Below are 12,673 nucleotides of genomic sequence, written 5' to 3'. Positions count from 1 at the left end.
TTGATGATTAATTAATACACACTACAAACTAACTATTGAACGTAGTAATATAACTTTGCGACTATCAACTATTAAAGCAAAAAAGCCGCGATCGCTCAATTTTTGTAATGTCTCATATGCGTCCTTTTGATTGGTGGTATAAACTGCTAGTAAGTAGGGACGTTGTCCGTAGGAAGCAAAACCAACATCGCCACCCACTGCTGACTGTACCTCTTTAACCATTTCTGGGCGCTTTAAATAATCAACTAAAACAGCATAACCCGTTCCTAGCTGTCGTGGTTTATAGATAGCATTCTCCACTGGAGGTTTACTCCCGTCAGTAGGACGAGTAGTAATAATAGCAGATAAACCGGCTGAATCTTTTACGTATTTTGCCCAGCGATTAGCATCCTCTATTTTCCTAAAACCCCCTATGCGCGTCACAGTATCCTTGAGATATGTACAGACAACGCTCTGAGTTTTTGTGGGTAAAACACGACGTAATTGTGCTTGGTTATTTTTGGAGGGGCTAATTACTAGTAAAAGGTATTCCCCGGGGTTTGGTGCTTGACAAACAGGAATAGATTTTTTACTGGTTTGGGCTGTAACAGGATTAACACTACTCATTACACCCAATATGGATAGCAAAAAACCATTGACTAAAATTTTGGGTAATTTGTGAAATTTTTGTCTCAAAAATAAGTACATAGATGTTGTTGTCTGAAAAATGCTACTAACAAAAATGCTGGTACCACAAGGCGGAAGTCAACCCCCTTATTCTTCCAAGGGGGAAGCTGATAAGGTATGCTTTGCAGCAATTGACTATGGTTGTTCTATTGACACCGAGAAGTACTAGTAACTCAAAAAGTTCCGAATAAACTAAATGGATACTGTATTTTTATTTACAGTGTATGAACCTTGAGCCCATAGGATTAACCCATTTTTCATCAGCAATTATGACTTTTAGACTAAGGGTTATTCAGGTTAAGAAACAGTAGCTAATGATGCTAGTGGGTCAGAAATATCTTCAGTCGGAGCCTGAAATTCTCCTGTGAGGATATATTCTAATCGTAACTTTAACCAGGTAATAAACTGAGGATTGGTAGAAATAATTGCTGCTGCTGGCTGGGGACATTTTGCCTTGATTTCTGCCATTGATGATGATTCTAGAAAAGCAGGTTGTTTAACTAACCAAAAATCAATTTCTTTTTCTTCTTCTTGGTATTTACGGGAACGCTCCCGCAATACCTCTTCTAAAGGTTCTTCTTCTAATAAAAAGTGTTGGCTTGCTAAAACGTAATAGTATGTTTGCATTTTTTTGATGTTGCTCACTATATAAATAATTTAAACTTAAGGGTACAGTGAAAACTACTGTACCCCAAAAAAATTAACTCTTTTTGAATTTATTTAACCAACCACCAAAGGGACAACCACTAGTAAGGTTGGATTTGTCTTCCTGTTTACCTCCAGCAGTTAATTTTTCTAGGAACAAACTATTGTCAAAGTAATGTTCCATAGAAATAATTTTTAAGTCATCAGTCACACGAGCAACACTCATACCCACAATTTCCACCGTTTCCCCCGTGGGAGCAAAACCCTTATATTCTCCTCGGAAGTGACCCCAATGTCTCCACTTGAAGGTAACATTAGGTGGACCAGAGTAAACCTCTATTAGTTCCCAGGGAAATCCTTGGGGGAATGTAGAGTGGAATATTTGATGAGACGATTCAAAGGTTTCTTCAGAAGACTTGTAATGTTCTGAATCTGCCATGAAAACATTGTAAGTACCTTTTGCTCCTAATTCCTCAGCCGTAAAATCTCTGCCACCATTAGTGCTGACACGGAATTTATCCTTAACTACAGATAACCATTGCTGGGGATTAGTTTTAAAGGATACCTCCATTTCAAAGGTTCTCACCAAATTTTGGACAATTCCTTCTAGGGAACCTTCCAGGTGATTGTATAAACTTTCTTGGGCAAGATTCTGTTGAGAACGGCTATAGTCTGGAGGATTAACATTACGCCATTCTACATTGGCGTTAGTGCTGTTTGCAATCACCTGCTCCCGATCTTGTACCCAAAGTGGTAGTTCATTTGACTGTGTTGCGCTCATAGAATTCCGTACTTGTGATGGGATACACGACAAATTTCCAGATTCCGCAGTGATAACCCCTCTTTTCAGTAATCAGTTAACTGTTAACTGATTACCGATTACTGATTAAAACTCCCCTCGTATGGCTTGCTTCATTTCTCGAACAGCTCTTTCCATTCCTACTAATGCTGCGCGACTAACGATAGTATGACCAATATTTAGTTCTTCCATACCTGGGAGAGAAGCTACAGGATAAATATTCCAGTAAGTGAGTCCATGTCCAGCATTAACTCTCAATCCTGCTTTAATTGCTTGTTCGCATCCCTTAGCTAGGAAGGTTAATTCCTGCTGGCGAGTAGTTTCATCCTTCGCTTCAGCGTATTGCCCAGTATGTAGTTCAATAAACTGTGCTTTTACGGTTTGGGAAGCTTTAATTTGTGCTGGTTCGGCATCGATGAATAAACTGACTGGAATGCCAGCACCCTGCAATTTATCCACAACTTCACCTATTCTAGCAATTTGACCAGTGATATCTAATCCTCCTTCTGTGGTTACTTCTTCCCGCTTTTCTGGCACTAGAGTCACATAATCTGGTTTAATATCAAGAGCGATCGCTACCATCTCATCAGTTGCTGCCATTTCCAAATTTAAGTGAGTTCTCACAGTTTGCCGTAATAAACGCACATCTCTTTCTTGAATATGCCGTCTATCTTCCCGTAAATGGGCTGTAATACCATCTGCGCCCCCTAGTTCTGCTAGTACTGCTGCTGCAATGGGATCTGGTTCCACTGTCCTTCGTGCTTGGCGAATCGTGGCAATGTGGTCGATATTTACGCCGAGTGTAGGAGCCACCCTGGTTTCTCCCTATACTTAATGTTTAGAACTAGATTTTACCGGAAATATAGGATTTTAGATTTTAGATTTTGGATTTTGGATTTTAGATTGGCAACTGATATCTACTCCTTCTGAATCAATATCCGCATATCATAGGGATTCGTAGGGTAATCAGTTTATTTAGGTGATTGCTGAAAATAATTTTACCAATGACAAGGGCGCAAGGCTTGTGGTCCTACGGTGAATTTGCAATCGCCTGGTAATTTTAATTCTGGAAATTTCCTTTATTTGCTCCCAATCTAATAAGTTATCAAATTGCGTTCTCTACTATGCCCGACAAATTTGGTTTAAAGCTAAACGCTACATCACTAAATTTGAGCTGGATAAAGAAATGAAATCAAATCGTCCTTTCCAAACCCTCTATTCTCAATCTGCGCAACAGTTATGTCGTTCTGTGTATGAATCCTTTGCTAGTTTTAAACAACTTAATGCTTTGTATCAACGTGGTGAGTTATTAGAAAGACCAAAGCCTTCACGACGCGGTTTTAACCCGTCCCGTAGCATCTTTTTAGAATCCCCTCACCTTCAGGCAGGGGAGTAGTCAACAACCTTAATAAATGTTCTAAGACCAGATAATGGTCTAATTTTGATTTTGAAGAAATTCCATCATTATTTTCACGAAAGATTAAGTCAGCAACTCTTTCTTTTACTGTTTTTGATACTTGAAAATCAATTCAACTTTGATATTTTATTCCAGCAGTAAGAAAGTTTATAATTTCTTCATAAGCGGGATTAAAGGTAATTGATTTTTTCATAGGATTAATTATCTGCTTTAATGAATATGATTATTCGTTAAACCTGACCTTAAATACAGTGTAGCGAATCTAATCTATAAATATTTGAGGGGTGAAGTTTTCCTTTATAGCAGTGGACATATTGATTAGGATAGTATTGTTCGACTAAGGGACTACCAACTATCAACTATCAACTGAAAAACTTCCTAACTTGGCTGGCTATAGCAATAAAAGAAAAATATATTTATCTAAATGTGATAAAACCTGAGATTTATCTCAAGTACAATTACCCTGATGAAGCGATGATAAACTTTGAAAGAAATGGTATTAGTAGGCTCTACCTCGATACATACGTTTTTTCTGGGGAGGTTGTGTTTTCATCTCCGATGGAACCTCAGGAGAAGATTGCTCATTTGTATTCACCTTGTAAGTTTTTCCTCGATATATCATAGTTTTCTCTGTGTCTGGCGGAGCCGTTTGGGATTGCAATTGAGAGGAAGAATTCTGCTGTTCAGGTTTGACTTGAGGAGAACTTTGAGGTTGTTGCTTGACATTACTGGATTCTTTCCCTGCTTTGGAAATCCAAAGAGTGATTATAGATCCGTCTTTAACTAAGAAACAATTAATATTTTGCTGCAAATATTCCCGACAAATTTTTTCTGCCGCAGCTTGCACTTTTTGAGAAAATGAAGTGCCGCGAGAATAAGATATACCATTTAGCGTCAGTTGGTCTGCACCAGATTTTGATGCACCCATCCCAACTAATTCTTCTGCTAGAAAAAGTTGCATAATTATTATATCTATTTGTTTATTTATTTGTTGTATGTAGTGTTATTCTGAGATAACTTGTTAGTAAATGATTGTTATAAATACATCTTGACTACAAGATCGTAACCGTAAAATGTTTACTGTCATTCAAACTTATTATACAAGTTTATCATACTCATTTGCGCGTATTTTGTCATTATTGTGATAATACTGAGATTATCTTGCCATAACGTTGAGAAGCTTAGTATTTATAACAAGTAACACCTTCTAAGTTTACATCTAAATTTTGTATTTATTAATACAGTTTTGCCATTAATACAGTTTTGCTGATGAAAAAATTTTGATTACCCTGGTGGAGTTTTCAATTAGTTTTTCTGCGATAATCATCAGCCTGAGCTAACAAAGAATCAGCAAAAGCGATCGCATCTTGTGCAGATTTACCACCAGCTAATTGTGCTAATTCTTGCCGACGTTTACTTAAATTATCCAAAGCAGTAACTCGCACTACAGTCCTTTCTTCTCTATGACCATTGTTCTCTTTTTTACTCTTGGTTTGATGAATAACTTGTTTTGACACCTGGAAATGTCGGTCTGCCATAGCTGCAACTAGAGGCTGGTGGGTAACACACAATACTTGATGTCCTTGACTGAGTTGGTATAATTTTTCAGCTATGGCTTGGGCAACTCTCCCAGACACACCCACATCAATTTCGTCAAATACCATAGTTTCTACCCCATCAGCTTGGGAAAAACAGGCTTTAAGTGCTAATAAGAAGCGGCTCATTTCTCCACCGGAAGCGATTGATGACAATGGCTGTAAGGGTTCTCCGGGGTTGGGACTAAACATGAAAGTAATTTTATCTGCACCGGTGGCTGTAGGGGTATGGGGAACAATTTCCACCTGGAATTGCACCTTATCCATAGCTAAGGGTTTGAGTTCTCCAATTAGTTCTGTTGCTAAAATATTAGCGGCGGTACAGCGTAACTTCGTTAACTTATGGCAAGCTTTGGTGAGTTTTTGCCAATATTCCTGTGCTTGGGCTTCCAGATTCTCGACGGATTGCTCGCTATCATTGAGTTCTGTTAACTCTGTTTGGATGCGATGATAGTGAGCGATCGCTTCACTGAGGCTAGGACCATATTTGCGGCAAATTTGCTTTAATTCTCGAATCCTCTGTTCCACTTCCTCCAACCGTTGGGGATCGGCTTCTAAACTTCCCCCATAGTTATTAATTTGCCTTGCTACCTCTGCAATGGTAGCCTGGGCATCTCGCACCATATCCAATAGGGGCTGGAGTTGATTGTCGTAATTTACCATGTTGTTCAAGGTAGTCTCACTATCACCCAATAAGTCCGTGGTGGTGGGAGTCTCTTCATCGTTTTGGTACAAAGCTTGGTAAACTTTGTAACTCATCTGCTGTAATTCCACTACATGATTCAAGCGTTGGTGTTCTTGTTGTAGTTGGTCTAATTCATCACCATCGCCCAAATTGGCATCACCCAATTCCTGTACCTGGTAGGTAAGTAAATCCAATTGTTGTAGCCGTTCCCGGTCTGAAGTGCGGCGTTTTTCTAATAATTCATGTGCCTGCTGATACTGACTAAAAGCAGTTGCCACCCCTTGTCGTTGTTGAGAAAGACCCTCATCTCCGTAAGCATCTAACCATTCTCGCACTTGGGCTGATTGTCCTACCTGCACAGTTTGACCTTGAGCAGTTATTTCCACCAAGCGATCGCGCATGGCTCCCATTATCTGCCGATTTACCAACACCCCATTGACTCGAGACCTACTACGTATATTACTGGTGTTGATGGTAATTTCTCTACTCACCACTACTGAATTGTCATCCAGCAAATCTATTTCCTGTTCACTTAACCAAGCAGCTACACCAGCATTAATAATGAATGTAGCTTCCACAATTGCTCGATTTGTACCAGTACGCACCAACCGACTGGAAACCTTGCCACCCAATACAGCATCAATGGCATCTAAGATAATAGACTTACCTGCACCAGTTTCGCCAGTTAACACGTTTAATCCAGCACCAAATGCAAGCTCCAAGCAGTCAACTAAGGCAAAATTTTCAATTCGCAACACAGACAACATTCAGTTTCATTCTCCGTGATGGTGGGTACTTGGGGAACTGTGACAACTCTCACCGCTAACCGCAAATTCAGTAGACACATCTGAGTTTACCAAACCTAGCTGAGTTTGAATCAGATAAAGTTCAGATCATCCCTAGCAATGGAATGTGAAAAATATCTTGCTAAACAAAGTCATTATGACTATGATTTATCTAGCAAGATAATTAGGAGTGAATTCATGATTCATCTAGAGCAAGTTCCCGATGTTACTTTTAAAACCAGAGTCAGGGATGAATCTGTGGAAGGACCAAATCCATTTCGTTGGCAAGATCGGACAACGAAAGAGATTTTTGGGGGTAGGCGAGTAGTTTTATTTGCTTTACCTGGTGCATTTACTCCTACCTGTTCTTCTACCCATGTACCGGGCTATGAAAAGCTGTACGATAACATTCGCGCTCAAGGTATTGATGAGGTGATTTGCTTATCAGTCAATGATGCCTTTGTTATGTTCCAGTGGGGTAGACAGCAGGGAGTGAACAATATTTTTCTCCTTCCCGATGGTTCCGGTGAATTTACTCGCAAGATGGGTATGTTAGTTAACAAAGAAAACTTAGGGTTTGGGATGCGTTCTTGGCGCTATTCTATGGTTGTCAACGATGGTAAAATCGAAAAAATGTTTGTTGAACCTGGGTTTTCTGATAATTGTCCTGAGGATCCGTTTGAAGTTTCCGATGCAGAAACTATGCTGGCTTATTTAAAGTCAGTTAAGTAGATTTAGGGTGGGCAATGCCCACCCTCATAAGGGTAGGTTTTTATAGGGCTATGCCCAAATAATAAGTAATAAGTAATAAGTAATAACTCCCGGTTCGCCCATTTTTTTTGGAGTTAGAGAAATTGTCCGTGGGAGGCTGACTTTAAATATGGGGTCAATCCAAAATCCGTCTTGAAAAGTTTGCTCAACGAGGGGAACCCTCGCACCGCAACTTTCCGCAAAATCCAAAATCCAAAATCCAAAATTGTTTGACTTTGAAAATAGTTGCTTACAGTTACACAGACCCCTTGCTAGAATCACCACCTGATCGCACAATCTGGGGATGGGAAATAGATTGGGTTTACCAAGATTTGGGACAGCGATCGCAATTACAACAATTACTACAAGATTGCCAAACCCAACCCCCAAATTATTTGTTGCTGCGACGTTTAGAAGAATTGGGGGATAATGTCAAGGAGGTGAGCGTTCGACTTTTGTTATTGGAAGAAGTGGGAGTAATAATAATTGCCTTAGATCAACCCTACACTTCGGAAAATACCAGTGATCGGCAAGTATTATGGCAATTATTGCAAGCAATTCAAAACCAACAACGCAGTCGCCGCATTCGTCAAGGACACGCTCGCAATCGTTTACATGGTGCACCACCACCAGGAAGAATTCCCTATGGCTACCGTCGAGGTAAAGATAAATATATTTTAGACCGTAGTACTTACCCCGTAGTTAAAGACTTTTTTGAACACTTCATCCTCTATGCTTCCTTGCGGGGTGCTGTTCGCTACCTCGCCAAAAAATATGGGAAAAAAATCTCTGTTACCACTGGTAAACGTTGGTTAGTTAATCCCGTGTATCGAGGGGATACAGCTTATCATCACGGAGAAATTATTGCTAATACCCATGTGCCAATTCTTTCTCGGGAAGAAGCAGCCCAAGTTGACAGAATCTTGCGTCGTAATAGTAGTTTAGCTCCTCGCACTGCTAGCGCCCCTCGTTCCTTAGCAGGGTTAGTCATCTGTGGGGAGTGCAATTCATCTACCATCGTAACTCGCGTCACCATCCGCAATCAAGATCAAGAATATTTGTATTTACGTCCTGGGAACTGTACTAGAAAACCAAAGTGTCGTGCTATCCCTTACCAGCAGGTATTAGATCAGACAATCGCTAGAGTATGCAACGAATTACCCCAAGCGATCGCTAGAGTCAACTTTTCTCAACTAAATACTGTGAAAAATAATATTAGCAATGCGATCGCTGATCAGCAACAAATTCTCGAACAATTACCGGGATTGGTAGACACAGGGATTTTCGATGCCGAGACAGCCCAATTAAGGGCTTACAAGCTGCGTACAGAAATATCTTCATTGCAAGCCAAGTTAGCGGCCCTTCCCCCTGTTAACCTGACTTCCATTGCTCAAGCTGTCTCCATACCCCAATTTTGGTTAGATTTATCAGAATCAGAACGCAGATTTTACTTACGAGAATTTATTGATCACATAAAAATTTTACGTCAAGGTCAAGAGTGGGAATTAGAAATTATTTTCATTTTTTAAAATGGGGGGGGTTGGTAGTTGTTAGGGACTAGCGGATTAATAAAATACCCAAGAGTATGGTACAGTTCCGCGACCTACTTAGTAGGTCGGCATAAAAAATTATCGTTTGGATAAGGCAGGGGGCAAGGGGAGAATTATCTGTAGCCAGGATTTAGAGAAATGGTATAACTAAAGTCGATTAGCCTGGAAAGCTCCACATTTGATATGCTAGTCTCTAAAAAGTCCCCAATTAAACATGAATCTTTCCCGACAATACGGGCGCTAGGAACAATGTCATATCCATCTAAACCATCTGTTGAGCCCTGCGTAACGACCTTCGATGAGTTTGTGCAATTGGCGGATTATTCTCTGATGGACACCTTAAATGCCGATCCTGATGCCACGGGAGATGGTGATGATCACCGTGCCCGCCAGGTTTTTTCTGGTCATTTTGTACCTGTAACACCCACGCCGCTTGCAGAACCAGAATATGTAGCCCATAGCAGCACTTTTTTTAATGAACTTGGGTTGAGCGATGAGCTAGCGCTTGATGAAAAATTTCGCCATGTATTTTCTGGTGATATCTCTGCTGCCCATGAGCCGATGCGTCAGGTTGGCTGGGCGACTGGTTATGCACTGTCGATTTATGGCACCGAATATACCCGACAATGTCCATTTGGTACTGGTAATGGTTATGGCGATGGTCGGGCGATATCTGTATTTGAAGGAATAATCAATGGTCAGCGCTGGGAAATGCAATTGAAAGGTGGCGGTCCAACACCTTATTGCCGTGGTGCCGACGGGCGCGCAGTACTACGTTCAAGTGTGCGTGAGTTTCTGGCGCAAGAATATATGCACGCTTTAGGCGTTCCAACATCGCGCTCTTTGACACTGTATGTTTCTAAATCTGAGACCGTTAAACGGCCTTGGTATTCTCAAGACTCCCACTCCATTGACCCTGATATTTTGGTGGACAATCCTGTGGCCATTTCAACTCGCGTTGCACCATCCTTTTTGCGCGTTGGTCAGCTAGAGTTATTTGCTCGCCGCGCTTGCAGCAATGCTCATCCAAAAGCATTAGAAGAGTTGAGCATGATAGTGTCGCATTTAATTGAGCGAGAATACAAAAGCGACATTAATCAAAATCTGAGTTTTGCAGATCAATTGGTTGAGTTGGCTAAGCTATTTCGCCAGCGTCTTACTTCACTGGTGGCTAATTGGCTACGTGTTGGTTATTGCCAGGGTAATTTTAATAGTGACAACTGCGCCGCCGGTGGCTTTACCCTCGACTATGGGCCATTTGGGTTTTGTGAAAATTTTGACCCTTGGTTTCAACCTTGGACTGGTGGCGGTGAAAAGTTTTCATTCTTCAATCAGCCAACCGCAGCAGAAGCGAATTATTACATGTTTTGGAAAGCTGTGAGACCACTACTGGCAGAAGATGCTGAAGCTTTAGAACAGTTCGACCAAGTAGGTCGTGGCTTTGCAGAAGCAATGCAAGAACAAGTTCAAAAAATGTGGGCGGCCAAACTTGGCTTGACTGAATATAACCCAGAGCTATTTAAGAAGTTAATGCAGTTAATGAGCGACTCAGAAGTAGATTACACCATTTTCTTCCGCGAGTTATCTTATATACCAGACGACGTTTCAGCATTGAAAAAGAGCTTCTATGTTAAAACTTCACAACAGCTCGATGAACAATGGCAATCTTGGCTAAACAGCTGGCGCGACCTTGTCATTAAAGAGGGTAATTTGGCTGAAATATCAACAAATATGAAACAGACTAACCCAAAATATACATGGCGAGAGTGGTTGATTGTTCCCGCCTACCAACAAGCCATGCAGGGTGACTACACCTTAGTCAAAGAGTTGCAAGAAGTGCTTAGCCATCCGTATGATGAGCAATCACAGGAGATAGAAGATAAATACTATCGTCTAAAACCTAAGGCGTTTTTTGACGCTGGTGGAGTGTCGCACTATAGCTGTTCATCTTGATATTGAATCGTAGCCTTTTTCTAAATCTTGTTGGTGAATAATTTTGACACCTTGTACATGAATTTTTAGTTCTTCTGCGATACTTTCAGGCAACATTGTCACCCGACTTTCGTTTCCCTTGGTATCGCAAACTGTTATTTGATTCTGAGCAAAATCAACGTCTTTAACACGCAAATTTAAAGCTTCATTTAATCCTAAACCAGTGCCGTAAAGTAATTTAATTCAAAAAAGAAGTTTTCCGTATATTTAGAAAGGATGTGGTTGTAATACTTGGTATATTAGGATTGAGAAAAAGATTATACGGAAAAATTCCGTATAATAAATAGTTAGGGGAAGAACTATTAAACGAGGAAGCAACTTCCTGCAGAGTGGGAAAATGAAAAAGATATATAATGAAAAAGATATATATTGATGGTACAGAAATTGAGTTTGGAGAAAAGTCTTCTTGGGTTAAACGATTTTTGCTGTCAATCAAGGATTGGGTTATATTTAACTATAAAACCCTCTCTCCGGCATGGCAGATTACCCTATTTATAACCGTATTGGTTTCAATATTAAACATTTTATTTAGAAGAGACTTTTCGAGTATTGGTTGGGCCGCGCCTTTTGCTTCTGTATTGATACTAGTATTGCCTTATCTTCAAGATGTGATTATTGGAATATACAATGGAAAAACCAGAGTTGTAAAAGACTTTCCAACGTTAATTAAGGTCAAAAACCTTAAGATTTCCAGTGATGATGAGGCTATGGGGTTTAAATATATTCCTGACCCAGGAGGTGATGAAGGTGTGGTTATGTCGACTGAGGTAAATAGAAGAATTTTTCTTGATCAGGAATTCGATATGCCACTCGAAGATACTGGGCCGCTAAGGGAGAAAGAAATAATTGATTCCCTCGCCTCGCGACGGTACATTTTTTCAACCTACATAACACAGAAATTTCTGAAGTCCTTAAGCTCGAAAAACCCCCTAATTAACGAGAGCAAAATAGGCTTTTGTAATTCATTTTGGAATGAGAATGAGGTCTGTCAGGTTTATAAGACAACATATTTTTACAGTTTATGTAGTGGGGACTTGGCGATGTCAATGGCGTGTAGAGACCAAGGCGATATTAGGCCAACTCTCGTCGAAAATAGGGTTTTAACTAGCCTAATTCCTAGCGATGATAATTTCGAGATGAGAAGTTTTGAAGATCGTCGTAAGCCGATATCTTTACACGGAGGAGTTGAGCTTATCGGTGTATCTAAAGATTATTTTCTGAGAGTCGCTGTGCAGGGCGATCACACTCAATTTTCCCAGGGGAAAAAGGCTCCTCTAGGCTCGGGTTCAATGGATTGGGAAGATTTTTTGAAATCGAAGTCACTCAAAAACTTAATTAAAATATCTGCGGTCAGAGAATTTCTAGAAGAATGGGGTAAAAAGCACAGTATCAAAGAAAATATCACAATAGAAAATATTCTATGTATAGGCTTTTTTAGAATGCCTCATAGGGGAGGTAAGCCTCAGTTTGTTGTGCTTTGCAAGTTTGGAAACAATAACCAACAATTACGTGCTGATGCATCTGAGGTATATCTTGAGGAACCTGAAAATAACGATTGTTTGTTTCGAGTTAGTAACTTAAAGGAATTGGGTGGCGCAGTCCGAAAAATACTTGAAAACTCAGACAAGAGAAACTCAGTTCCTTTGCTTGGAGCAATGAGTTGTTTAAAAGATGCAATAGAGTTTGCTCCTGATATGATTTCAAATACTCTTGGATACAAGTAATCTAAGTCTTTTCATTATAGTAGATTCTTTATGAGGACAAAAACATGCGAAGTATTTTACTCAAG

At 40.1% G+C, this 12,673-nt stretch carries 12 protein-coding genes; 5 read left to right on the top strand and 7 right to left on the bottom strand.

The genetic code is table 11. From position 1 onward, the window contains the following. Positions 1-21 precede the first annotated feature (21 nt). The 4 genes from CALSC_RS22005 to CALSC_RS21990 form a co-directional block, all read right to left on the bottom strand. Positions 22-687 (bottom strand): hypothetical protein, encoded by a 666-nt coding sequence (locus tag CALSC_RS22005; RefSeq protein ID WP_088243392.1) that lies wholly within the window; start codon positions 685-687, stop codon positions 22-24. Positions 688-963: 276 nt separating this feature from the next. Then, complete coding sequence (locus CALSC_RS22000) at positions 964-1,293, bottom strand: MgPME-cyclase complex family protein (RefSeq protein ID WP_088243391.1); 330 nt, start codon at positions 1,291-1,293, stop codon at positions 964-966. Between the two features lie 73 nt (positions 1,294-1,366). Continuing rightward, the gene (locus CALSC_RS21995) at positions 1,367-2,092 is read right to left on the bottom strand and encodes a nuclear transport factor 2 family protein (protein WP_088243390.1); all 726 of its coding nucleotides are present in this window, start codon (positions 2,090-2,092) and stop codon (positions 1,367-1,369) included. A 105-nt stretch (positions 2,093-2,197) separates the two neighbouring features. Then, the gene (locus CALSC_RS21990) at positions 2,198-2,923 is read right to left on the bottom strand and encodes a pyridoxine 5'-phosphate synthase (protein WP_088243389.1); all 726 of its coding nucleotides are present in this window, start codon (positions 2,921-2,923) and stop codon (positions 2,198-2,200) included. Positions 2,924-3,296: 373 nt separating this feature from the next. On the opposite strand from CALSC_RS21990, the gene CALSC_RS27635 reads away from it, so the two are divergent. Beyond that, positions 3,297-3,506 carry a hypothetical protein gene (locus CALSC_RS27635; RefSeq protein ID WP_235006890.1) on the top strand — a complete coding sequence of 70 codons (210 nt, stop codon included), beginning with the start codon at positions 3,297-3,299 and terminating at the stop codon, positions 3,504-3,506. 520 nt (positions 3,507-4,026) lie between these two features. Here CALSC_RS27635 and CALSC_RS21975 read toward each other — a convergent pair. Both CALSC_RS21975 and recN read right to left on the bottom strand, forming a co-directional pair. Then, positions 4,027-4,488: a hypothetical protein gene (locus CALSC_RS21975; protein WP_088243388.1), complete on the bottom strand. Its 462-nt coding sequence runs from the start codon at positions 4,486-4,488 to the stop codon at positions 4,027-4,029. A gap of 340 nt (positions 4,489-4,828) precedes the next feature. Next, the gene (gene recN, locus CALSC_RS21970) at positions 4,829-6,574 is read right to left on the bottom strand and encodes a DNA repair protein RecN (RefSeq protein ID WP_088243387.1); all 1,746 of its coding nucleotides are present in this window, start codon (positions 6,572-6,574) and stop codon (positions 4,829-4,831) included. 216 nt (positions 6,575-6,790) lie between these two features. On the opposite strand from recN, the gene CALSC_RS21965 reads away from it, so the two are divergent. The 3 genes from CALSC_RS21965 to CALSC_RS21955 all read left to right on the top strand — a co-directional run bounded on the left by CALSC_RS21965 (position 6,791) and on the right by CALSC_RS21955 (position 10,845). Then, a complete protein-coding gene (locus CALSC_RS21965) occupies positions 6,791-7,324 on the top strand; it encodes a peroxiredoxin (RefSeq protein WP_200817715.1) in 534 nt (177 codons plus the stop codon). Between the two features lie 254 nt (positions 7,325-7,578). Beyond that, positions 7,579-8,871: a recombinase family protein gene (locus CALSC_RS21960; protein WP_088243408.1), complete on the top strand. Its 1,293-nt coding sequence runs from the start codon at positions 7,579-7,581 to the stop codon at positions 8,869-8,871. Between the two features lie 270 nt (positions 8,872-9,141). Then, entirely contained in the window at positions 9,142-10,845 is a 1,704-nt protein-coding gene (locus tag CALSC_RS21955) for a protein adenylyltransferase SelO (RefSeq protein WP_088243386.1), read from the top strand. Here the strand turns inward: CALSC_RS21955 and CALSC_RS21950 are convergent. Then, the gene (locus CALSC_RS21950; RefSeq protein WP_088243385.1) at positions 10,837-11,067 is read right to left on the bottom strand and encodes a tyrosine-type recombinase/integrase; all 231 of its coding nucleotides are present in this window, start codon (positions 11,065-11,067) and stop codon (positions 10,837-10,839) included. The genes CALSC_RS21955 and CALSC_RS21950 overlap by 9 nt on opposite strands. Positions 11,068-11,237: 170 nt before the next feature. Here CALSC_RS21950 and CALSC_RS21945 point away from each other — a divergent pair, with 170 nt between their 5' ends. Continuing rightward, positions 11,238-12,608 (top strand): hypothetical protein, encoded by a 1,371-nt coding sequence (locus tag CALSC_RS21945; RefSeq protein WP_088243384.1) that lies wholly within the window; start codon positions 11,238-11,240, stop codon positions 12,606-12,608. The last annotated feature ends 65 nt before the right edge of the window (positions 12,609-12,673 follow it).

This window comes from Calothrix rhizosoleniae SC01 (genome assembly GCF_900185595.1).
GTDB lineage: Bacteria > Cyanobacteriota > Cyanobacteriia > Cyanobacteriales > Nostocaceae > Calothrix_A > Calothrix_A rhizosoleniae.
The sequence above is the reverse complement of the archived record's forward strand: the minus strand, read 5'-3'. Positions and strand labels throughout refer to the sequence as shown.